Genomic DNA, 22,905 nt, shown 5'->3' with positions numbered 1-22,905 from the left:
CACCTTCCTCATATCTTGCATCCTGATTGGGCGCTTTGTGCTTGGAAGCTTTTGCTCGGTAATGGTTTTCCAATCTTCCCTTGAATGTACGTGGAAGCAGCTAAAATCTTTTTCGGATCCACACCGGTATGAATTCCCATTCCACCAAGCATATAAAGTAAATCATCTGTTGCTACATTCCCCGCTGCACCTGGTGCATACGGGCAGCCGCCTAATCCTCCAATAGAAGAATCAAATGTTGTAATACCCATCTCCAGCGATACTAAGATATTGGCAAGTGCCGTTCCGCGGGTATCGTGGAAGTGCATCGCTAATTTATCTGCTGGAAACCTTTTAAGTAACACTTCTAAAACCTCTTGGACCTGCTTTGGATTTGCTACCCCGATCGTATCCCCAAGTGACAGCTCACCAATTCCCATCTCAAATAAAGTTTCGGATACCCTTATTACCGCGTCTAAATCAACATCCCCTTCATAGGGACAACCGAACACCGTAGACACATAGCCTCTGCTTAATTTCCCTGCGGCCAGAGTTTTTTGGACCAAATCTCTTATGATGGGGAACGTATCACCAATAGATTTATTAATATTTTTTAGATTATGAGTTTCGCTGGCAGACATAAACACAGCTGCTTCATCGATGTCTGCTTTTAATGCCCGCTCTAAACCCTGCTGGTTTGGAACAAGTGCTGTATAGGTTACACCAGGCTGTCTGGTAATATAGGTGGAAACGGCAACCGCGTCCGAAAGTGCTGGAATCCATTTCGGGTTCACAAAAGAGGTAATTTCAATATGTTTCAGGCCGCTGGTTGATAATTGATTAATCCAGGTAATTTTGTCTTCTGTTGAAATAAAAACCTTCTCATTTTGCAAACCATCTCGCGGTCCAACCTCTTTAATGGTTATATTTGCAGGCCACTTCATTGTTTCATCTCCTTCTCCTATTACGCAGGATTTATTCAACTTCTACAATGACGTCTCCTTCATTCACAAAATCGCCTTCGTTCACCTTCACTTCTTTAACGGTTCCATCAAACTCAGCCGCGATTGGAATTTCCATTTTCATCGATTCTAAAATCGCCACATCCTGACCTTCCTCTACTTGATCCCCAGCCTTAACCAGCACCTTCCATACATTTCCTGCCATACTTGCTACTACTTCTTTACTCATGATGTAATTCCTCCTCTATTATTTTTTTAGTGGTTTTAAATATTTTTCAACAAAGTTGGTTGTTGTATCACCTGAATGGAATGCCGGGTGGGATATGACTTCTTTAAGCATAGGAATATTTGTTTTAATTCCTACTATTTGATAATTTTCTAAAGCAGCTTGCAAACGTTGGATCGCTTCGCCGCGGTTACTGCCTTTTACAACCAATTTTGCAATCATAGGATCATAAAAAGGCGTAACAACAGATTGTCCATGAATCGCCAGCTCATGTCGCACACCTATGCCATCTGGGAGCTCTAATTTTGTTATTTTTCCTGGAGACGGGAAGAAGGTTTTCGGATCCTCCGCGTAGACTCTTACTTCAATGGCATGACCATCACGTTTTACCTCTTCTTGCGTAAAAGTTAGTGCTTCACCCGCTGCAATTTGCAATTGCTGTTCAACCAAGTCTAAACCCGTTATTTCTTCTGTCACTGGGTGCTCCACTTGGAGACGTGTATTCATTTCAAGGAAATAGAAATTTTGCTTTTCATCCACGAGGAATTCAATGGTTCCTGCGTTTTTATAACCAATCGATTTTGCTGCCTTTACGGCTGCCTCTCCCATTTTTTTACGTGTTACTTCCGTAATAAAAGAAGATGGAGCTTCCTCAACGACTTTTTGGTGCCTGCGTTGAATCGAACATTCACGTTCCCATAGGTAAACCGTATTTCCAAAACCATCTGCTAAGATTTGAATCTCGATATGCCTCGGACTTTCAACGTATTTTTCAACGTACATGGCCCCGTCGCCAAAGAAATCTGTCGCTCGTTTTTGGTTGCCGGCAAAAGCCTTCCGGATTTCATCACCGTTACGGACTACCTGCATCCCAATTCCGCCTCCGCCAGCGGATGCTTTTAACATCACTGGATATCCGATTCTGTCCGCTACTTCTACTGCCTCCTCGGCATCAGCGAGCGGGTAGGTGATTCCTGGAACAACTGGAACCCCAGCCTCCTCCATTGCTTTACGAGATTCAATCTTGCTTCCCATTTTAGAAATAACCGCAGGAGTTGGTCCGATGAACGTAACTCCTGCTTCCTCACATCTCTTGGCAAATTCAGCATTCTCAGAGAGCAATCCATACCCAGGATGGATGGCATCTGCTTTTGTAACTCGTGCGACTTCTAAGATTTTATCGATATTCAAATAACTTTCTGCCACACGAGGACTTCCAATTAGATGGGCTTCATCCGCTATTTTTACATGTGGGGCCTCACCATCGGCTTCGGAGTAAACGCCAATCGTATGAATCCCTAAAGCCTTACATGTCCGCATGACTCGAACAGCAATTTCACCACGATTAGCGACCAATACCTTTTTGAACATACTTTCCACCCTTTCTGTCTTTTATAAAGGCTCTTTTCTATACACCAACAGCCTTTATTGAAAATAATTGGTGGAACCAGTCATGCAGATTAATGATATGAGCGTATGACTGGCTCAATGATACATTATTTAACTGTTTTATTTTCAAAAACCTTCTCTTTAATCTGGACCACAGTTGACGGATCTTCCAGACCGGTTATATCACCGGCAACACTACCTGTTACAACGATTTCTTTTAACAAACGGCGCATAATTTTGCCGCTGACTGTTTTCGGCAGCATATCTGCAAAGATTATCGTTTTTGGCTGAGCAATCTTACCAATTTGTTGTACGATATTCGTATTTATCTTCTCTTCTAACTCTGGAGTTCCTTCATACCCATCAGCCAGGCGGACAAACACCAACGGTACTTCTCCTTTTATTTCATCAGGAATCCCAATAATGGCACATTCAGATACTCCCGCAACTTCAAGGACTGCACTTTCCATCTCCATGGTACTTAACCGATGTCCCGCAACATTAAAGGCATCATCAGAACGTCCAACTACCCATAAGAATCCATCTTCATCGAATAGTGCAAGATCACTGGCATAATAACTGCCTGCCACTTGGCTATAATAGGAGGCGTAATATCGCTCCGGTTCTTTCCAAAGCGTTCGGCACAGCATAGGAAACGGTTTATTAATAACTAAATTCCCTAACTGAAGAGGTTTCACTGCATTCCCCTCCGCATCCACAACACTAAAAACAGCACCTAAAAATGGATTACCGGCAGAACCCGGTTTCATTGGTGTAAGCCATGCTGCTCCAGCTATAGGAGAACCCGCTGTTTCCGTCTGACCCCATGTATTATTGATATAGACGTTTTTATTCCCTAATACTTCATATGTCCAATGCCATGTTTCCGGATCGAAAGGCTCTCCGACAAGTGAAATGACATCTAGGCAAGATAGATCATATTGTTTAAGTGGTTTATCTCCCATACTTTTTAACATTCGTAAGGCAGTCGGGGCCGTGAATAACTTATTCACGCGGTATTTTTCAATGATTTGATAAAAACGGTCTTTTGTTGGATAATCAATGGCTCCTTCAAACACAACCGTTGTTACACCATTCGCCAGGGCTCCGGCAATCCCCCAAATATGCATAGTTAACCAGCCGATATCTGCTGTACACCAGAAAACATCATCATCACGGTGATCCATATGGTACTTAGCATAGATGTAATTTTGAATGACAAAAGCCATTCCGGAATGCACTACGCCTTTCGGTTTTCCGGTTGTACCACTCGTATAAAAGACAATCCCACTCTCATTTGCTTCCAGTCTTTCAGGTTCACAAATGATACTTGCCTTCTTTGTCAGCTCATGCCACCAGTAGTCGCGGCCTTCTGTCATTTCTACCTCTATACCTAAACGGTTAACAACAATGACAGCTTCTACTGAAGGAATCGTTGGTGCTACATGATTAACTTTTTCTTTTAAATGAATGACCTTCCCTCTGCGAATGGTAGCATCCGCTGTTACCACAACTTTTGGTTCAAAGTTAATGAGACGGTCTGTTAATGATTTTTCGGAATAACCGGAGAAAATAGTGTTGTAAACAGCACCAACACGAAAACAAGCTAAAACCGCAATAAATGCTTCGGCAAGGTTTGGAAGAAAGATCGCGACACCATCACCCTTTTTCACTCCAAATGACCTAAGAACATTCGCAAATCGATTCACTTCTGCCAAAAGCATATTGTATGTGTAAAATTTCGAATCGCCGTTTTCACCCTCCCAAATGAGAGCTGTCCGGTTTCCTGCCCCATTCTCTACGTGACGGTCAAGCAAATTGACGCTTGGGTTACTAATGCCCCCGGTAAAAAAACGAAAATCAGGGAGCTCTCCACTAAGGGTTTTATTCCACGGTTCATACCATTTAAGTTCTTGGGCTGTATTTGCCCAAAAGGATGCTGGATCTTCCTGGGATTGTTTCAAAAGTTGTTGAAATGCTTCCGTACTGCCTATAGAGGTAGAGCGTACTTTTTCTTCACTTGGATAAACGAGTTTGCTATCAGAAACGACTTTTAAAATTCCACTTAAATCCATGTTACAGCTCCTTTTACGTTTTTTATCTATTCTAGTAAACTAGTTAACAACCAAGTTGTTTCGCAATGACCATTCGTTGAACTTCAGATGTTCCTTCGCCAATTTCCAAAAGCTTAGCATCACGGAAAAATCTTTCTACTTGGTATTCCTTCATGTATCCATATCCGCCGTGAATTTGAACGGCTTGGTCACATGTCCGCATACACATTTCAGAAGCAAATAATTTTGCGTATGCTGCTTCTTTTTTAAATGGACGGCCTTGGTCCTTTAACCAGGCTGCTTTGTAAACCATATTTCGTGCTAGTTCAATATTCATAGCCATATCAGCTAACTTAAATTGGATTGCCTGGAAGTTTGACAAGCTTTTTCCAAACTGCTTTCTTTCCTTTGCATACTGAAGGGATTTTTCGAATGCACCTTGTGCAATCCCAACAGCCATTGCTCCAATTCCAATTCTTCCTCCATCAAGAGTAGCTAGAAATTGCTTGTAGCCATTTCCCTCTGTACCAAGTAGATTTTCTTTGGGAACCCTTACATTTTCTAAGATTAATTCAGTTGTATTGGAGGCATGAAGACCCATCTTTTCATAGTTGCTAATAACCGTAAATCCAGGTGCATCCGTTGGAACAATAAATGCACTGATTCCATTTATTCCTTTTGTGCGGTCCGTTATGGCTGTAACAGCTACGTGTTTGGCGTAACTTGCATTTGTAATAAAGCATTTTGATCCATTTAGGACCCATACATCCCCATCTAGAACAGCTGTTGTTTGAGTACCGCCTGCATCGGATCCTGCATTTGGCTCAGTTAAACCAAATGCCCCAAATGACTCTCCCGTACAAATTGGCGTTAAGTATTTTTCCTTTTGTTCATCAGTACCAAACAAATGAAGTGGTGCCCCGCCTAATGAGATATGAGCAGAATAGGTAATCCCTGAAGATGCGCAAACACGGCTTAGCTCTTCAACGACGATAGCAAAACTGGTCGTATCGGCATCAGACCCGCCATATTGTTCAGGAAATGGAAGCCCCATAATCCCTAACTCTGATAGTTTCGAAAAAGCTTCCAAAGGGAATTCCCCTGTACGATCTCTCTCATCTGCTCCAGGAGCAACCTCTGCTTCAGCAAATTCCCGAATTAACTTACGGATCATCTCTTGTTCTTTCGTTAAATCAAAATTCATTGTCTCCACCTTCCTTTTCTTAATATTCCGACATTTACTTACAAAAAACTTCATCTGCCTGCAACTCTGTCTTAAATCGACATATTTAAAAATATTGAAGAATGATAGTAAAACAAGTACGAAATACCCCTTTCAATATTTTCCCAACTTTCTTATAATTATAACTATTAGAATATATAATTCTATGTTCATTTCTCCGAAATTATTTAAGGGAAATTTGTGTGTTTTACACAAATTTACATAGAAATGGAAGCGGTTACGACTAAAAGTGAGGTTGATGAATGATGGAAGATACATTAACACATCGACAATTAAGGTCATTAATTCATGTTTCAAACGTCATTAATTCTTCTTTAGATATTGATACCATTTTTGATTCAATCCTAGATGAGGCAGTTTCTGCCGTAGATGCTTGCGGTGGAGGGTCCATTTGGGTATTTGACAAAAAGCAAAACCGATTAATTGCGCAATCAGCCCAAGGGTTATTTTATCCACATATATTTAAATCCATTAAACTACTTCCCGGTGAGTCCATGACCGGTATGACATTTGCGCAAAAAAAATGTCTTGTTTTTAGGAACGAAGTAGAAATAAAACAAGCCTTAACTACATTAACACCCATAAATAGAGATTTATTGGATCGATCGATACGAAACAACATTCATTTTACTTCTGTCATTTCTTCGCCAATTTTACTTAAGGGTGAATGTATTGGAGTCATTACTTTAGATTCTTTTGAACAATCTTTACATTTCCAGCAAGAGGATATTCATTTATTAGAAGCCATCGGCCATCAAGCTGCCATTGCCCTTGAAAAATCCAGCCTTTACCGTGAAAAGGAAAAAACTGTGCGCAAGCTTTCCCGGTCCATTGAAACACATAGAAACTTAGCCGACCTCGTTGTAAATGGAGAAGGAATTCAATCGATTATGTATTATATTCATCAGAAGATTGGGCAGCATATTTTTCTCTTCGATGATATAGGAGAACTAATGGGCTCAGCCTGCCACTCGTCCTTTACAGAGGATATGACTGATTATTTTAAGCAATACGCGAAGCAAATTATTCCTTCACTCGAAAATTCACGAAAGGTTTCAGAAATAACCTTAGAAAACGAAAATTTTCAATTAGTCGTATTACTCCTTGGCTCTAAACTGAAGTCTCTAGGAGTTTTGATGATCCTATCGAAACAACAAATGAGTGAATTGGACATCTCTGCTCTTGAACATGCCTGTACGATTATCTCCCTGGAGCTTGTTAAGGAACAGGCCATTATCGAAACACAGCAACGATTGAGAGGAGAATTCGTCACCAAACTCTTTACTGGACAGATGGACGAAGCATTAATTTTAAAGGCCAAAAATTTAAATTTCGATCCCAACCGAAACTATGTTGCTTTTATTATTAATTTTGATGATCGAGCAAAAGTGAAAAAGATTCCTGATAGCGCTCTCATAAATATACTCCATATGACCAATAAGTTATTCATAGAAAGAAATTTACAAGGTATGGCGGTAATGAATGAAAATCAAATTGTCGCGCTGCTTTCCTATCACTCAAAATTACCTTCATCCAGCATCGCTACCGAAATTAAAAAACTGGCAAAGGTTTTACAAGATTGGATTCAAATTAAATATGGAGAGTTTGATTTGTCCATTGGCATTGGAAGAATGAAGCCCGGACTGCTTTCTGCTCATGAGTCATTTAAGGAAGCGATAAAATGTATAAAGTTTCTTAAAAACTATCATTTCGAACACCATATCCTTTGTTATACAGACCTTGGTGTTCATAGATTTATTTTGAAAAATTCAGAGGAAGAATTAATTGATTTTATCGAAGAAGTATTAGGCCCCCTTATTCAATACGAGCAATCCCGAAAAGGCGACCTAGTAAGCACGCTTACAGCATATTTTGAACAGAATCAAAATATCAAGAAAACAGCAGATTCTTTGCATATTCATATCAACACCTTAAACTACCGCCTAAAGCGAATCGAGGAAATTCTCTTGATCGACTTTACCGATAACCAACAATTATTCAATATCCAGTTAGCAAGTAATATCTATCAATATATAAAGAAGAAGGAAATATTGGACTAGGCGGGGCCATGGGGACGGTTCTGGGGACCATGGGGACGGTTCTGTCGGTTTTTTTTGTTTTAACTAATGAATTAAAAAGACCATAAGAACCGTCCCTACGGTACCTAAAAAGTATTGTACTAAATCGAAATGTTTCTACTCGGGTTTGGTTTTCTAAAATACCAAAGTGTACTAAAAAGAAGATACAATCCCATGAAAGAAGCAATCACTATCAGGGTGAATTCTGACATATTTTCCATTGCGTCCACCCAGCCGATTTTTTTCATGCCGAACAGACTGGTGTTAAACACAATTCCAATCAGGATAACGGACCATATGGATGAAGTGCGTACATAGATGGAGCCATAAACGAATCCTAGTGCCAACCCAAGAAGTTGCATCCCAATACCGCCTGCCGACTGTAACACCGCAATAATCAAGGAGATGACGAGAATTGGCCAGAAAACGGGGACATTTTTTCTTGTTTCGTTAAACATAATACCGATAAATACAATCAGTTCGAGTGCCGTGGTAATAACGGAAGAAACCATTAAGTAAGCAAATGGAACAGACTGAAAATAACTTTCCGTAAAATCATTTAACGTAGTGATGTTGTAGGATAGTAACAGCTTCATGACAGCAGCATTTAAGAAAGTGAACGCGAGGCCGATTGTGACCATGTGAACGGCACAGCTTATGCTAATCTTCGAAAAGCCGCTAAGTTTCCAAAAACTTTTCGGTGTCTGTTTCAATATCCGGTATTTAATATTATAAACAATCGCCGAAAGACCGATTGTCGCAGCAAGTACCATGAACAACTGAATGGAAATGTTCTTTCCTTCTCCAAATTGCCCCCAGCCTAAGACTGGATTAATGAAAGAATTATAGAGAAAGATAACTAAAATGATAACCGCTAAATAAAGTAAGTAATTTCCCAGCATCGACAAATATCTTCTCAAGTATAATCTTCCCCTTTCACTCTAGACAAATTATCTTTTCACCTTTAAACTAACCCCCTACTGTTCACTAATGCCAACCACTTCATAAATTTCTGCCCCTTGCAAGCGGAAGAGATCCTCCATTCCCACGATAGAAAAGATCTTTGCCAACTTGACTGCCATTTTTTCAAATATCGGTCCTTGTTCGACTGTGTTCAAGTATTTTAACTTGAGATTCCAATTCCTTAATGTTATGGGGTCTACCACTTCAGCAACAATATTGGGAATCTCTTGAAAATTGGGGCTTGCTTTCATAAAAGTCTGAACAGGTAAAGCAATATGTCGTTCATCTACATAGCATACCTGAGATAAAGAAGTATTGGTTGGAATCCCATCCTTTGAAACAACCATAATGTAGCTGGGAAAAACGTCTTCTAGGGCCTGTTTTATTTGTTTTGAAAGGACCTTGTTCATCTCAAACACCACCCTCTTGATATCGTTATCTTACTGTCAATGCGCATTGGCTTTTCTTCAATCAACTATAATCAACAAACACTCTCACAAGCAATATCATTCCACTCTCAAAGAAGGGTATGTGAGATTACATATAGAATATGTAAGTATTTTAAGGGGGTATACGAATGCAAATCCAGTCAAAACTTTATAATACAGAACGAAACTTTTTTGTAGGACGGGAAAAGGAACTAGAATTAGTGCAAAAACATGCTGCTGGACATTCAGACTGCCAGTGGCTGCATATTTATGGACAAAGCGGTATTGGAAAATCAACACTTCTTCAGCAATTTATGGCTGAATTAGAGGATGGCGGTTTTTACTTTTTAGATGGCAGTAAAACCATAAGGACGAAAGAAGATGTTCTAGTTCAATTGGCCATTCAGCTCAGGAATGCGGGCGAAATAGACATGATTGAACATGATCAAGGGGAGATTGTGAACAGAATGATTCGCAAATCGAATCATACAGGGTGTCATATTGTCCTAATACTTGATACTTTTGAAAATTGGCGCTCCGTTGAGGAATGGCTTCCTCACTGGCTGGGTCAGTTTGACGAAACCGTACGAATTATTACTGCTGGAAGGCACCCGCTCACCGGCGGCTGGCTGCGTTCGGGGTGGGCAAGCTTCATTCATACCTTGTCACTGGCCTCTTTGACACCAACGGATGTGGACCAATATGCTCGAAAACGAGGTATTGCAAGCAGCGAGACCAAATCACAGTTATTCCATTTTTCTCGGGGCATTCCTCTAGCCATGACCCTTGTGGCCGAAATGATGTTGAAAGGAAATCAATATAAACCTCTCGCTCGCGTGGAACAGAACCAGCTTATTTCAGTACTAATGGAAGAACTGGTCGATGGACTGGAAGCTCCCGTTCGGCGATTACTCGAGGCAGCATCGGTGTTTTGGAGATTTAATGAAGAGAGGCTTGCTGCGATATTGAATGACGAAATAGACCATGAATCCTTTAGAAGTCTTATTAAAATGCCTTTTATTATTTTGAAAGAAGACGGATGGATGCTTCATGATGCGGTAAGATCATGGGCACTTGAAGATATGGTGCTTCGGAAACCTCAAACCTATGAGCAAATGAGAAGAAATGCGCTAAAACAAATTCGGTTGGAGGAACGCGCTAATCCGCTTATAAGGCAGAAACTGCACTTAGATAAAATGAGCTTACATGAAAATCCTCTTGTTCGGAATATTTGTTTCACCGCTCATTTAGACAATGTTGAAGTGCGTGGATGCCAAGAAATTGATCTTCCCAAAATTGAATCCTTGTACCTGGACTACCATCATTTCGTATTACCCGAAGCTTCTGGGGATATTCTTATGGTGCGTTTAATTCGACCGATTTGGGAGGTTGATCCTTCCTCTTTTATTACGATTTGGCAGGAAGATGAACTCGTTGCTTTTTTTGGAAAGATTCCGCTCCATGCCGATATGCTGAAAGTGTTAGAAACTGACCCAGTCCTTCACCCCTTTTTGAACGGATGGAAACCGGTTCCTAATGCTTATTTGATATGTTTTGTTGGGCTTGAGCCTGAGCTTGCGGCAAAAACACAAACCTATATTATTAATACTCTCATCAATCATTTTTCATTTTCAGAATGGCTTTTTGATTTTACTTGTTTAAAAGAGTGGTTTCCTGTTTTAGAGTTATGCGGATTCGAAGCTGCTCCATGGTCTCAAAGCAAAACACAATCCGGAACAGAATTCCGCGGATTTATCCTAGATCTTACGAAAGAAGACTACCTAACAAAACTAGATAGACTTCTATCAAGTAATTCAATTGGCGAAACGTTGACCGAGGCTCCTTCAACCTTTGATATAAATGAACTTAAAACGCTAATGAAAGGATTTTCAAAATTCCCTGTGAATCCTGAACTGTGCGAGCACTATATTCGTTTGTTTCCCCGTCGTGTCACGTTGGATTTATCTACTGATAACTTAGGGGAATATATTCAAAAAGATATAATTGATGGCGTTAACCAGCTAATCGGTGGTGACGATATGGATGCTACCTTTGGGAAAATATTAAAATATGCTTTTATTCAAGGAATTCGTCCCCATGAACTGGTTGCCAAGAACATTAATCTATCCCTATCAACCTACTACCGATATTTGAATAAAGCACTAGAGCGTATATACCAAGTTTTAGCGCAAAATTAATATATTATTACGATTTCCCGTTAAATAAAGAAGGTTAATTCAAATTGGACTTGGGAATAATAAGCAGTGTTCGTGAATTTTACACTAGAAAGGAGTTAATAACATGCCACAAGGAGCTACTGAAACAAGCACCTTAAAAGTTGGTGATCCGGCACCGGATTTCACTGTGGATGCACATGGCGGACGCAGAGTTACGTTGAGCGAATTCCGCGGATCCAAAAATGTATTTCTTTGTTTTTACCCTTTAGATTGGACCCCAGTTTGAGGCGCGCAGATGCCTTCATACGAGGATGATCTTCCTCGTTTTGAAGATTTTGATACCCAGGTCCTGGGTATTTCAGTAGACAGCGTACACAGTCATGATGCATGGGCTAAATCTATTGGCGGAATATCCTATCCGCTTTGTTCTGATTTCTATCCGCATGGAGAAGTTTCAGAGAAATATGGCGTTCTTCGCACAAACAAAGGCGAACCGGCATATGGAGCCTCAGAGCGTGCTCTCTTTATCATTGATAAAGAAGGAATTGTTCAGTGGATTGATGTTCATCCACTTGATAAGCAGCCTGATAACGAAGAGTTATTTGATGTTTTACGAAAACTATAAAGTCGAATATTGTTAGTAGAATATAAGGAGATTGTGTATGGAACTCTCAAGAAAAGCTATCCCATATACACCTAGCACCAAACCATTACATGAAATGACGATCATGATTGTTTCTACTTCTGGTGTTCATCTAAAGGATCAGGAAGCATTTCACACCGATCCTTCCGTAGGAGATACTACCTTCCGAATTATTCCAGGAGATGTTGATTCAAAGAATTTAACGGTAACCCACGCAGCCCCGAAGGAGCATTATAATACGGATGCTCCGAAAGAAGATATTAACTGCGTCTTCCCTATCGACCGCCTGCGGGAAATGGTAGAGGATGGGGATCTTGGCGGGGTGGCTGAGAAACATATGACCATGATGGGTTATTCCATGCGATTAAATATTATTAATAAAGAAACAATCCCTGCGCTGGTAAAAGAAGTGGTTCGTTCCAAAGCAGACGCTGTTCTTTTAACTGCCGGCTGACCTCTCTGTCATCGCACTGTAGTTACAGTGCAGCGCGGCATTGAATCACAGGGAATTCCAACAGTATTAATTACCTTGGATGTTGAACAATCCAGCTTGATGAGGCCGCCACGGGCTATCCATCCTGTGGGATTCGAATTCGGACATTCGCTAGGAAAGCCTCATGATAAAACAACACAAATGAAAGTATTAATGGCAGCACTGGCAGAACTAAGTGAAAGACAAGAGCCAGGAAACATCCATGATGCTCATTTTCCATCTTATTAAGGAATTAAAAGGGACGGCTTGATGGCCGTCCCTTTTTGTATGTCGAAATTTCTTGGATTGAGGACTAATCATATGTTGCGCAAGATGGATTTGTTCTTTATCCAGGTGATTGAGTCTAATCCACATGAGTTGCGAGCTGGTTTTGTCCTTAATCCGGGGGATTGAGGACTAATCTCCACGAGCCACTAGATGATTTTGTCCTTAATCCGGGGGATTAAGGACTAATCTTCACGAGCCACTAGATGATTTTGTCCTTAATCCGGGGGATTGTGGACTAATCTTCACGAGCCACTAGATGGTTTTGTCCTCAATCCAAGGAATTGTGGACTAATCATCACGAGCCACAGGATGGATTTGTCATTAATCCGGGTGATTGTGGACTAATCTTCACGAGCCACAGGATGGATTTGTCCTTAATCCGGGTGATTGTGGACTAATCTCCACGAGCCACAGGATGGTTTTGTCCTTAATCCGGGGGATTGAGGACTAATCTTCACGAGCCACTAGATGGTTTTGTCCTTAATCCGGGGGATTGAGGACTAATCGTAAGAGCCACCTATATAAAAAACGCTCTGTTAAGTTATAAAAAATAAAGGCTGTCGAGACTTTCTCGACAGCCTGAGAAGGGATGGCTTGGTCGCCGTCCCTTTTTGTATGTTACTTTTCAGGAATTTCACAGCCATCGTCATCACAGATAACTCCGTCTTGGCTGTTTAGTACAGTGATTTTATTTTCTGCAATGACCTTATTCAACGCCTGAACAAACGTCTCCGTTGGCTGGGCACCGGTAAGGGCATATTTTTTATTAATCAAGAAGAATGGCACACCTGTAACCCCATATTGTTTTGCCGTCTGTTCATCGGAACGAACCGCATCTGCCATTCCCCCGCTTGCAAGCATGTTAGCTACATCTTCCCTGTTCAATCCTACTTCTACTGCAAGATCCGTTAAGGTTTCGTGATCGCCAATATGTTTGGATTCGGTAAAATAGGCACGGAGAATTCGCTCTGTCATCTCTTTCATTTTTCCCTGAGTTTTCGCATACAACGTTAAACGGTGTGCATCAAAGGTGTTCGTTTGGATGAGAGTATCCATGTGATAATCCAATCCAACTTCCTTCGCCATTTGTACTACTCTGTCAGTATTTGCCTTCGCCTGCGCAATACTCATGCCATATTTCTTGGCTAGCATTTCGTACATCGTTTCTTTTACATCCCGTCCCATTGTCGGATCCAATTCATAGCTTCGATACGTCACTTCAATGGGGTGGTCAATCTGTTTAAGAGCGTCCTCCAGACGCTTCTTGCCAATATAGCAAAATGGTCAAGCAAAATCCGTCCACATTTCAATTTGCATAATCTTTCCCTCCTATTCCGATGTTCTCGTTTAGTATAGGGGAAATGCGGAAATTTTACACGTTATTGGACTTATACCAATAAAAAACAGTTATTGAATTGAACCTTTAGGATCTAATGAAAAAATTATAGGTAGCCTTTTGAACACCTCAAAATCTAGATTATTTCTTAACCCCTCCCAAAGCATTTCAGGAGCAGCTACTCCTGCATACTGACAACAATCGAAAAATTTCTTTTTAACTTCATCAACAGGTGTTTCAGGAAGAATCCGTTCTATCAGTCGTTTAGTTTCATGGGCGGTTACGACGGTAATATCACCTAAAGGAATTCCTGGTGTATTTGATTGGGTTTTCTCTATTTTTATACGATTAGCAAGTTCTAGAACCTGAGTATCCGCAAGGGCTACCTCCGTCAGATTATTCAAGTGAACGCTCCCGTGAACAAAGGCAAAGGCAACCATAAAAGGAATACTAAATTTAGCATCTTGTAATGTTTTAGGATGACAACGTTCCACGAGTGGCTGACATAACATACCTGCTGTATCATTAACACCTATCACAATTTGGTCAATTTCATTAAGCCCAAAATGGTTTCGAAGAACAAAGGCTGATTTAATAAATGAATGTGAGTAACGGCAACTAGGAAAAAGTTTAATAGATGTATCGGAAAAAGCCCATGTTTCAGTGTCTAATAAGACACTTCGTTGTTTTTCGTTTAAATTTATTCCAAAATAATTGAGAAAAAGACCTGTTTTACCATCCAAACAACTTGCAGGAGCAGTAACCCCTTCTCGCGCTAAAAAAGCTGCTTGAACACCACCCATGGATGAAAAGGCTGGATAAATGGATCTTGCTTGGGAACCAGTTCCCACTCCCGGCTCTTTACCGCCAGCAGCTTGCATATAGGCCAGCCCTAGCGCATGTTCTAACTCCTTATCATTTAACCCCAGTACAAGTCCTGTTGTGATTGCGGCACCTAAATAACCAAATAGTTGACTTAAAAACCATTTGGAATCCGCACCCGTGCCCTTGGGCTCAATTGCATAACCTAGCCGGCACAATAACTCGTTTCCTAGTCCAACAGCTGTAATAAGGTCCGTACTCCTTGTATCACAAGCGTCAGCAGCTGCTAATGCGGCCGCTAATGTAACAGGAGTTGGATGAATTCTAGCCCAATCATTGATATCATCATAGTCTAAGGCATGTGCTAGAGCTGTGTTCGCGAATGCTGCATAAGCGGGAGGTAATCGCCGCTCACTTCCTATTACTCGGCCTGTCCCACCTTTTACACCTATAGATAGACCCGCGATAGATTGTAAAGCGATCGGTGCTCCTTTATAAGCAGCTAAGGAAATGCCAATCGTATCACAAATATGGAGAATCACCTTTCCACGAATTTCCTCTGGTAATCCTCGTTTCTGTCTTAGACGGATAGCTTGGACAATCTCATGGCTTAATGACAAAAGAGCTCCCCTCCTAGAGTTAAATTAGAATTTATAATATTCAAAAAAATATATGTATACTTATTCATACTCTTTTACTAGAATCCGTTATTAGCATTTTATTGGTATACATTTTTTGATTAGTTATATTTTATCATAAAAACTAGGACTAAAAATCGCTAACATCCTAGTTTAGAACTCTTAATGCATGCTGTCCGAACATCCCATTTGACAAGTCTAGTGGACGTCGCCTTTTTTCCAAATCCCCTTAATGAAAACGATACAGAGTTGTGTTAACCTTTAGATATTAAAGGAGAGGAGTGTTAGTTTATGGAAATTAGTATTCCAGAGATTACCTTAAATGATGGATTAACTTTGCCCGTGATTGGTTTTGGTACATACCCCCTTAAAGGAAAGGATGGAGTAAATGCCATCGTAAGTGCGATCAATAATGGCTATCGCCTTATTGACTCAGCTTATAATTACGAAAACGAAGGAACGGTTGGGGAAGCTGTTCGCCGCAGTTCTGTACCAAGACATGAATTACTCATTACCTCCAAACTTCCAGGTCGCTATCAGGAATACGACAAAGCGGTAGCAACCATTCAAGAATCGCTATACCGAGCTAACCAAGATTACTATGATATATACCTCATACACTGGCCGAACCCTAGCCAGGATAAATATGTAGAAGCTTGGCAGGCTTTGATTGACGCTAAAAAATGGGGACTCATTCGTTCAATCGGGGTTTGTAATTTTTTACCTGAACACCTGGATCGTTTGGAAAAAGAAACCGGCGTCAAACCAAGCATTAACCAAATTGAGTTACATCCATTCTTTAACCAGGCTGAACAAAGAAAATATCATGAAGAGAAAAATATTGCGACACAATCTTGGAGCCCTTTCACTCGCGGATTCAAAGACTTAGAAATTGATACACTTCAAACAATTGCTACCCATCATAACAAAACGATTCCACAAATCGTTTTACGTTGGCACTATCAGCTTGGAGCGATTTCAATTCCTAAATCAGCGTCACCAGTTCGCCAATTAGAGAACATTTCCATTTTTGACTTCTCACTAGATGACGCAGAAATGGCTATGATTTCGGCCTTAAGCCGCCCTGATGGAAGGATTGCTGATCAGGATCCAGCGGTTTATGAGGAATTTTAATCAAGTTCGAAGATTTCATCTTCACACTTTGCAAGCAACCAAATTCAATTGTTATGAAAAACCGGTCTTAGACCGGTTTTTCTTTATATTGGGCTTATTAAACTTTCAATAATAAATTTATTTTTCTATTCAAACTTTACTAATTTGTCTTCACTTCTTTAGATCATCCACAATCCCATTTTCAAGTACTTTTAACACTTCTCTCAATGCATAGGAATGATAAGTATCTTTTTTCGTTATAATACCAAGGTTCCAATACAAGGTTGGTTCCGTTATTGGAACGATTCGAAGATTACTATTGTTTTGTTTTTGGTAAATAGACTTTGGCAGTAATGCAATTCCAAATTCAGAAGAAACGAGTTCAAGAATTAGATCCCACTGTGAACTTTGATATGAGATTTCAGGGATAAATCCAGCATCTATGCAAACATCTTTAATATATTCATGGAGTCTAAACTCTTCTGAAAAAAGGATAAACCTCTCATTTTTCAACTCCCGAATGGTAACAGAACTTTGCAATGCAAGTGGATGACTTTTATGTACATAAAGAACAAATTCATCTGTTATAAATGGTCGAATCGTAAACTTTTCATCGTCAACGGGAAGCACTACAATGCCGAGATCAACCTGGCCATTTTCAACAAGCTGGCCAATCAATTTTGCTCCTCTCTCCACTAACTGAAGAGAAACGTTCGGGTATTTTTCCTGGATTCGCTTCGCAAGGATCGGGAAAAACAAAGTACCAATCAGCGGCGGAATCCCAATTTTGATTTCACCAAATGCAACATTCCTTAAATCGTCAAGCAGATTGGTTATCTCAGAGAGGGATGCCAACGCTTTTTGTGCCTGCTCATAAACAATCTGACCGGCATCGGTCAACTCTAAATGACGAGTTGTGCGATTAAACAATTCTACATTCAATTCCAGTTCTAACTTTTTTACCGCCTTACTGAAAGACGGCTGTGAAAGGTAAGAATGTTCAGCAGCTTTTGTAAAGCTTTGGTGATGTACGACTTCAATAAAAGATTTTAAATCACGAAGTTCCACGTTAGTCCCCCATTTATTCCATAATTTCATAAGATTTATTCTATTTATGTATTTTACTTATAAGTTAACAGCATGTAAACTATTTGTTATAGAATATTCTGACTTAGGAGAGGGAAAATAAATGAAAAATAGTAAAATACTAACCTCATTTTCGGAAGCGGTTTCAGATATCCAGGATGGTGCAACGTTAATAGTCGGTGGATTTGGTTTATCCGGCATTCCCGAGAAAGCGATTCAAGCCTTGAAAGAACAAGGAACAAAAAATTTAACAGTTGTAAGTAACAATTGCGGCGTGGATGATTGGGGATTAGGTCTCCTGCTCGCAAATAAGCAAATTAAAAAAATGATTTCTTCCTATGTGGGAGAAAATAAAATTTTTGAACAACAATTTCTTAGCGGAGAATTAGAAGTTGAATTAACTCCACAAGGAACCCTTGCAGAACGCATTCGTGCTGGCGGTGCAGGTATTCCTGGTTTTTATACAGCTACAGGCATTGGAACACCGATTGCAGAAGGAAAAGAAGTAAAAGAATTTGACGGAAAAACCTATCTCCTAGAACGCGGAATTGTTGGGGACTTTGCACTCGTAAAAGCATGGAAAGCCGATACTCTTGGTAACCTTGTCTTCCGTAAAACAGCGAGAAATTTCAATCCTTTGGCAGCAATGGCTGGTAAAATCACGATTGCTGAAGTAGAGGAAATTGTTGAGGCGGGCGAGCTTGATCCAGATGAAATCCATACACCAAGTATTTATGTCCAGAGGATCCTGTTAGGAACCAACTATCAAAAACGCATTGAGCGACGCACTGTTGTCCAAGCGTAATTAATAAAAGGAGCTGATCAATATGAAAGACATACGTTTATCAATCGTAAAAAGAGCAGTACAAGAAATTGAAGATGGGATGAATGTTAACCTTGGCATCGGCTTGCCAACGTTGGTAGCGAATGAAATTCCAAATGATATAAATGTATTATTACAATCAGAAAATGGTCTCCTAGGCATTGGACCCTACCCGTTCGATGGTGAGGAAGATCCAGATTTAATAAATGCAGGAAAAGAAACAATCACCACCGTGCCTGGTGCTTCGATTTTTGACAGCGCTGAATCATTCGCCATGATTCGTGGCGGACATATTGACGTAGCCATCCTCGGCGGTATGGAAGTTTCCGAAAATGGTGACCTTGCGAATTGGATGATTCCAGGTAAGATGGTCAAAGGAATGGGTGGCGCCATGGACCTCGTTAACGGTGCCAAACGGGTTGTCGTGATTATGGAACATGTAAATAAGTATGGTGAGTCCAAGATAAAGAAAGAGTGTACGCTGCCGTTAACCGGAAAGAGTGTTGTCCACCGTTTAATCACAGATTTAGCTGTATTTGATTTTACACCATCAGGCATGGTACTCATTGAAACAGCAAGCGGTGTGACGGTTACAGAAGTACAAGAAAAAACAGAAGCCTCATTTACAGTTTCTCCAGAGCTTTTGGAAGTTTAAGTTTATTGGGGCTTTTGTTCTGTTTGCAGTAACTACAAGCTTTACTCAAAAAAAGTTGTAGCCAGGTACAATGCCTGGCTACAACTTTTTTTATGGCACTTTTTCACTAACCCCTTTAAATCTTCTGCTTAAATTCTAACCACCATTCTAATCAAAATGGGACGCTTGTGGACATCCCTTTCCGAATTATTAAAAAATTCAAAATATGTTCATTATTATCCATAAAATGGAGAAAGATTGGGCGTATAATATAGAAAAGGGATTTTGATCATTTCTAAACCCCTTATCCTATTTGGAAGGAGGTCCTGAATCATGTCATTCGCTGATTTTGAAGATATTTTCCAGATTTGTACAAATTACAACGAAGATGGACATTCAGTAAATATCGGTAGACTAGGAATCGATATGACACCAGGCACACCGGGTTCCGATATTCCTTTAACTAGTTCCGAACGATGGTGGGAGCTTGCAGAGAAGGAAATTCAACATGACAAGAGTGAAAATGTACTTGTATAACGTTTCTTTTGAAAATTCGTTTATTAATTAATTCTAATATCTAATTCTTAAATTTTTGGCATCCCTTGTTTATTCATAACAGAGTAAACAAGGGATGTTTATTTTGCTACATTATTCGAACTAAAAAATAATGGAGGAGGAAAAAATTTGAAAAGTGATGCATTTAAATTAGAAGTTAATCCTAAAGATAATTCTCAGGATCTTTTTCATAAATATAGAAAATTCTATGATTCTGAATGTTTTTTGGAGGCATTAGAGATTCTGAAACATTTACTAAATAAAGGATTTCCCAATGCGGAGTTTGAAATGGGTCAGCACTACTATTACGGAAATGAAAAGTTAGAAGTTCCACAAGATTACTTTAAGGCTTTTCGCTGCTTTTCTTTAGCCGCAGAAAGTGGACATGCGGACGCTCTCTATTTTCAAGGTCAAATGCTTTTATATGGTATTGGTGTTGTTTTAGACATTAATCAAGGATTAGCTTCACTAAATATTGCCGCAAATGAAGGAGAAAACAAAGCTTTAGATATATTGGGTAAAATTTATCACTTCGGATATTCTGATATTTTACCAGATTATAAAAAGGCGGAAGGCTATTATCGGATGGCAGTTAACAAGGGATACCCCTCTTCGATGTTCAACCTTTCATTATTACTGGAAAATCAATTTAGGTTTCAAGAAGCTTATGAATTAATGATCCAATCAGCAAAAAACGGCTTTTTGGATGCTATTTATTACAGTATGACTACATATAAATAATTTTCGCAGAACCGCGTGGGAATCGACCCCACCAAGTCTTGGCACGCATGGCCCAGGGAGTTTTCTAGACTAGATATCCTTTTTGGGCAAGCCAGCACTAGTAAAAAGTACAACTCTTGATATCGAACGTAATAACCTTCCATTGAATCAAAAAAATTGACTTTTAAACTCCTATTTATTTAAATTAAACTAGCATATGTTAACGTTTACAAATCGTCATTAAATCAGCATGGGGAGTAGATAAACATGAAATATCGGCATCTTGGAAACAGTGGATTACGTGTTTCCGCACTGGGACTTGGGGGGAACTCATTTGGCTCACGTGCCGACCAGTCCACATCGAATCGCATCATCCATCAAGCGCTTGATCAGGGTATCAATTTTATTGATACGGCCAATGTCTATTCAGGTACGAAGTCTGAGCAAATCATCGGTGAAGCATTGGCTGACCGCAGACATGATGTGATCATTGCAACAAAAGGAGGATCGCCTATCGGTGAAGGTCCAAATGATAAAGGCGCTTCCAGGCTGCATATTCAACGTGAAGTTGAGAATAGCCTAAAACGCCTCCGTACCGACTATATCGATCTTTACCAGATTCATAGATTTGACCCGAATACACCATTAGAGGAAACACTAAGAACGCTTGATGATCTTGTACGAGCTGGTAAGATCCGCTATATTGGGGCTTCTAACTATGCAGCATGGGAATTAATGAAGGCGCTTGGTATTAGTGAACGGCAAGGGCTTTCTCGATTTATATCCATTCAAAACTCCTACTCCCTAGCGGACCGTACACCCGAACAAGAATTGGTTCCATGCTGTCTGGATCAAGGGGTTGGCATTATTCCATTTTTCCCACTCGCAGGAGGCCTTTTAACTGGTAAGTATGGCGATGGGACTCAAATTCCTGCAGGTTCCAGGTTAGATAAAGATCCCAACTCGATTATCGGCCAACGGCTGGATGCCAAACATCTGCAGCTTGTGAAACAAGTTTCAGCGTTGGCAAATGCACACGACACATCACCTGCAGGATTATCGCTGGCATGGTTATTGAGCCGTCCGATGGTTTCTACCATTATTGTCGGAGCAACACGAGAAGATCAGGTTATTGAAAATTTAAAATGTCTGTCACTACAGTTGGACCCATCAACCACCGAGGCACTTGATCGTGCCAGCATGCCTTTCCTTAATGGGGAACCGTTTGCCTCCTATCGTTTCGAAAAAAAAAGCCAATAAAAAAATGCCTGTCACCACCAGATTTCCGTTGAATTAGAATCTACAAAATCTGAGCAGTGACAGGCACTGTAATATTCCATTGAGAGAAGCAATTTTACCAACCCAATAAATGCCTATTTACTAAAACCTCGCTTGACCATGGATCATATGGCATAATTCCATTGTAATTTATATCTGCCCGGTAAAAATATTTACATTTTTCATTAAGCATGCTCGCTGTGAACGAAAAAGTACTATTAGAAATTGCCAGGACATCACTCTTTGATAATATATAAAAATCTGGGTAAAACATGGCAGGAAGAAAATCAGCAAATAGATCCCTTGATGTAACTGGAAAACTCTTTGAAATCCGGCAATACACTGTCAAGGTCATCACTAGCAATATACAATATAGGATTATCCAATGTTGACCATATATCTTCCAACCATTTTTTATACCATGTAGTTGGTGCAACATAGCAGATTTTTCCTATTCTTCTTTTATCCGCAAGTTCGTTATAGTCACCTCTTCTAATGTGCAGTGCCACTACTGTTTTTCCTTTTCTCCTTAGTTCCATTTCACCATTTTCCATGATATTCTTTACTGTACCTACTGGCTTATACAAGGAACGAAAGTAATCTTTAAATGGAGCATATACCTTGGTGTTATATTGAAAGTATCCCCAAAAATCAATATTTACGAAGGGAGCCTTTTCAAAGGAAAATATATTTTGAAATGCAGGGTGTTTATGCTGACGAATCTTTTTATATTGGCGTTTGGTTGGTTTTTCATTATGTCCAAATAAATACTGCCCAATCCATTTTGGTGTTAGAACCTCTAAATTATATACTTTTGCATAAATCTTTAGAAAACCATATTGCAATAATTGATTACCAAATCGCCCAATTTACGCCAAGTGTGCTCATGGTAATAATGGGCTGTTCATTTACCATAAGTGTTTTCTCCTCTCACATTTTTTCTAATAATTACTTTTCATAGAGTAAAAAGGAAAACATTTTTTGACACTCGGGCTCTT

22 protein-coding genes are annotated in these 22,905 nt (G+C 40.0%); 11 read left to right on the top strand and 11 right to left on the bottom strand.

The genetic code is table 11. The features are described 5' to 3' along the window. Positions 1-8 precede the first annotated feature (8 nt). From AC2TFD_RS10640 to AC2TFD_RS10620, 5 genes are all read right to left on the bottom strand, one after another. Positions 9-923 (bottom strand): hydroxymethylglutaryl-CoA lyase, encoded by a 915-nt coding sequence (locus AC2TFD_RS10640; protein ID WP_335515089.1) that lies wholly within the window; start codon positions 921-923, stop codon positions 9-11. A gap of 31 nt (positions 924-954) precedes the next feature. Then, positions 955-1,170 carry an acetyl-CoA carboxylase biotin carboxyl carrier protein subunit gene (locus AC2TFD_RS10635; RefSeq protein WP_335568332.1) on the bottom strand — a complete coding sequence of 72 codons (216 nt, stop codon included), beginning with the start codon at positions 1,168-1,170 and terminating at the stop codon, positions 955-957. 18 nt (positions 1,171-1,188) lie between these two features. Beyond that, entirely contained in the window at positions 1,189-2,538 is a 1,350-nt protein-coding gene (locus tag AC2TFD_RS10630; RefSeq protein WP_335518113.1) for an acetyl-CoA carboxylase biotin carboxylase subunit, read from the bottom strand. A gap of 125 nt (positions 2,539-2,663) precedes the next feature. Further along, positions 2,664-4,631, bottom strand: a complete 1,968-nt coding sequence (locus AC2TFD_RS10625; RefSeq protein WP_335518110.1) for an acetate--CoA ligase — start codon at positions 4,629-4,631, stop codon at positions 2,664-2,666. Between the two features lie 43 nt (positions 4,632-4,674). Then, positions 4,675-5,814, bottom strand: coding sequence for an acyl-CoA dehydrogenase (locus AC2TFD_RS10620; protein ID WP_335518107.1), 1,140 nt, complete (start codon positions 5,812-5,814; stop codon positions 4,675-4,677). A 281-nt stretch (positions 5,815-6,095) separates the two neighbouring features. Between AC2TFD_RS10620 and AC2TFD_RS10615 the strand changes: the two genes are divergently transcribed. Beyond that, positions 6,096-7,913 (top strand): helix-turn-helix domain-containing protein, encoded by a 1,818-nt coding sequence (locus tag AC2TFD_RS10615; protein WP_484675608.1) that lies wholly within the window; start codon positions 6,096-6,098, stop codon positions 7,911-7,913. Between the two features lie 119 nt (positions 7,914-8,032). Here the strand turns inward: AC2TFD_RS10615 and AC2TFD_RS10610 are convergent, their stop codons facing one another. After that, positions 8,033-8,851 carry a CPBP family glutamic-type intramembrane protease gene (locus AC2TFD_RS10610; RefSeq protein ID WP_484675607.1) on the bottom strand — a complete coding sequence of 273 codons (819 nt, stop codon included), beginning with the start codon at positions 8,849-8,851 and terminating at the stop codon, positions 8,033-8,035. A gap of 57 nt (positions 8,852-8,908) precedes the next feature. Further along, complete coding sequence (locus AC2TFD_RS10605; protein ID WP_484675606.1) at positions 8,909-9,304, bottom strand: hypothetical protein; 396 nt, start codon at positions 9,302-9,304, stop codon at positions 8,909-8,911. A 167-nt stretch (positions 9,305-9,471) separates the two neighbouring features. Between AC2TFD_RS10605 and AC2TFD_RS10600 the strand changes: the two genes are divergently transcribed. From AC2TFD_RS10600 to AC2TFD_RS10585, 4 genes are all read left to right on the top strand, one after another. Further along, positions 9,472-11,520 (top strand): AAA family ATPase, encoded by a 2,049-nt coding sequence (locus tag AC2TFD_RS10600; RefSeq protein ID WP_484675605.1) that lies wholly within the window; start codon positions 9,472-9,474, stop codon positions 11,518-11,520. 103 nt (positions 11,521-11,623) lie between these two features. Further along, positions 11,624-12,124: a redoxin domain-containing protein gene (locus tag AC2TFD_RS10595; protein ID WP_335568335.1), complete on the top strand. Its 501-nt coding sequence runs from the start codon at positions 11,624-11,626 to the stop codon at positions 12,122-12,124. 37 nt (positions 12,125-12,161) lie between these two features. Beyond that, entirely contained in the window at positions 12,162-12,596 is a 435-nt protein-coding gene (locus AC2TFD_RS10590; protein ID WP_335518086.1) for a glycine/sarcosine/betaine reductase selenoprotein B family protein, read from the top strand. A 27-nt stretch (positions 12,597-12,623) separates the two neighbouring features. Beyond that, positions 12,624-12,863, top strand: coding sequence for a hypothetical protein (locus AC2TFD_RS10585; protein WP_335518083.1), 240 nt, complete (start codon positions 12,624-12,626; stop codon positions 12,861-12,863). Positions 12,864-13,520: 657 nt separating this feature from the next. Here the strand turns inward: AC2TFD_RS10585 and AC2TFD_RS10580 are convergent. Together AC2TFD_RS10580 and AC2TFD_RS10575 are read right to left on the bottom strand one after the other, a co-directional pair. Further along, a complete protein-coding gene (locus AC2TFD_RS10580; protein ID WP_335519237.1) occupies positions 13,521-14,174 on the bottom strand; it encodes a DsbA family oxidoreductase in 654 nt (217 codons plus the stop codon). Positions 14,175-14,309: 135 nt separating this feature from the next. Continuing rightward, positions 14,310-15,680 carry an MmgE/PrpD family protein gene (locus AC2TFD_RS10575; protein ID WP_484675604.1) on the bottom strand — a complete coding sequence of 457 codons (1,371 nt, stop codon included), beginning with the start codon at positions 15,678-15,680 and terminating at the stop codon, positions 14,310-14,312. Between the two features lie 309 nt (positions 15,681-15,989). Between AC2TFD_RS10575 and AC2TFD_RS10570 the strand changes: the two genes are divergently transcribed. Next, entirely contained in the window at positions 15,990-16,832 is an 843-nt protein-coding gene (locus tag AC2TFD_RS10570; RefSeq protein WP_484675603.1) for an aldo/keto reductase, read from the top strand. Between the two features lie 150 nt (positions 16,833-16,982). Here the strand turns inward: AC2TFD_RS10570 and AC2TFD_RS10565 are convergent, their stop codons facing one another. Then, positions 16,983-17,879, bottom strand: a complete 897-nt coding sequence (locus AC2TFD_RS10565) for a LysR family transcriptional regulator (protein ID WP_484675602.1) — start codon at positions 17,877-17,879, stop codon at positions 16,983-16,985. 121 nt (positions 17,880-18,000) lie between these two features. On the opposite strand from AC2TFD_RS10565, the gene AC2TFD_RS10560 reads away from it, so the two are divergent. The 5 genes from AC2TFD_RS10560 (at position 18,001) to AC2TFD_RS10540 (ending at position 21,889) form a co-directional block, all read left to right on the top strand. Beyond that, the gene (locus AC2TFD_RS10560; RefSeq protein ID WP_335519225.1) at positions 18,001-18,702 is read left to right on the top strand and encodes a CoA transferase subunit A; all 702 of its coding nucleotides are present in this window, start codon (positions 18,001-18,003) and stop codon (positions 18,700-18,702) included. A gap of 22 nt (positions 18,703-18,724) precedes the next feature. Then, entirely contained in the window at positions 18,725-19,375 is a 651-nt protein-coding gene (locus AC2TFD_RS10555) for a CoA transferase subunit B (RefSeq protein ID WP_335519222.1), read from the top strand. 312 nt (positions 19,376-19,687) lie between these two features. Continuing rightward, positions 19,688-19,891: a hypothetical protein gene (locus AC2TFD_RS10550; protein ID WP_335519219.1), complete on the top strand. Its 204-nt coding sequence runs from the start codon at positions 19,688-19,690 to the stop codon at positions 19,889-19,891. Positions 19,892-20,038: 147 nt separating this feature from the next. After that, positions 20,039-20,650, top strand: coding sequence for a tetratricopeptide repeat protein (locus tag AC2TFD_RS10545; RefSeq protein WP_335519216.1), 612 nt, complete (start codon positions 20,039-20,041; stop codon positions 20,648-20,650). A gap of 246 nt (positions 20,651-20,896) precedes the next feature. Beyond that, entirely contained in the window at positions 20,897-21,889 is a 993-nt protein-coding gene (locus AC2TFD_RS10540) for an aldo/keto reductase (protein WP_335519214.1), read from the top strand. Between the two features lie 305 nt (positions 21,890-22,194). Here the strand turns inward: AC2TFD_RS10540 and AC2TFD_RS10535 are convergent, their stop codons facing one another. After that, entirely contained in the window at positions 22,195-22,752 is a 558-nt protein-coding gene (locus tag AC2TFD_RS10535) for an alpha-1,2-fucosyltransferase (RefSeq protein WP_484675601.1), read from the bottom strand. Positions 22,753-22,905 lie beyond the last annotated feature (153 nt).

The organism is Neobacillus sp. plas4 (assembly GCF_057221695.1).
The sequence above is the reverse complement of the archived record's forward strand: the minus strand, read 5'-3'. Positions and strand labels throughout refer to the sequence as shown.

Coding starts and splice junctions, on each gene's coding strand:
- AC2TFD_RS10640 (WP_335515089.1), bottom strand. CDS start 923: ATGAAGTGGCCTGCAAATATAACCATTAAAGAGGTTGGACCGCGAGAT.
- AC2TFD_RS10635 (WP_335568332.1), bottom strand. CDS start 1,170: ATGAGTAAAGAAGTAGTAGCAAGTATGGCAGGAAATGTATGGAAGGTG.
- AC2TFD_RS10630 (WP_335518113.1), bottom strand. CDS start 2,538: ATGTTCAAAAAGGTATTGGTCGCTAATCGTGGTGAAATTGCTGTTCGA.
- AC2TFD_RS10625 (WP_335518110.1), bottom strand. CDS start 4,631: ATGGATTTAAGTGGAATTTTAAAAGTCGTTTCTGATAGCAAACTCGTT.
- AC2TFD_RS10620 (WP_335518107.1), bottom strand. CDS start 5,814: ATGAATTTTGATTTAACGAAAGAACAAGAGATGATCCGTAAGTTAATT.
- AC2TFD_RS10615 (WP_484675608.1), top strand. CDS start 6,096: ATGATGGAAGATACATTAACACATCGACAATTAAGGTCATTAATTCAT.
- AC2TFD_RS10605 (WP_484675606.1), bottom strand. CDS start 9,304: ATGAACAAGGTCCTTTCAAAACAAATAAAACAGGCCCTAGAAGACGTT.
- AC2TFD_RS10600 (WP_484675605.1), top strand. CDS start 9,472: ATGCAAATCCAGTCAAAACTTTATAATACAGAACGAAACTTTTTTGTA.
- AC2TFD_RS10590 (WP_335518086.1), top strand. CDS start 12,162: ATGGAACTCTCAAGAAAAGCTATCCCATATACACCTAGCACCAAACCA.
- AC2TFD_RS10570 (WP_484675603.1), top strand. CDS start 15,990: ATGGAAATTAGTATTCCAGAGATTACCTTAAATGATGGATTAACTTTG.
- AC2TFD_RS10560 (WP_335519225.1), top strand. CDS start 18,001: ATGAAAAATAGTAAAATACTAACCTCATTTTCGGAAGCGGTTTCAGAT.
- AC2TFD_RS10555 (WP_335519222.1), top strand. CDS start 18,725: ATGAAAGACATACGTTTATCAATCGTAAAAAGAGCAGTACAAGAAATT.
- AC2TFD_RS10550 (WP_335519219.1), top strand. CDS start 19,688: ATGTCATTCGCTGATTTTGAAGATATTTTCCAGATTTGTACAAATTAC.
- AC2TFD_RS10540 (WP_335519214.1), top strand. CDS start 20,897: ATGAAATATCGGCATCTTGGAAACAGTGGATTACGTGTTTCCGCACTG.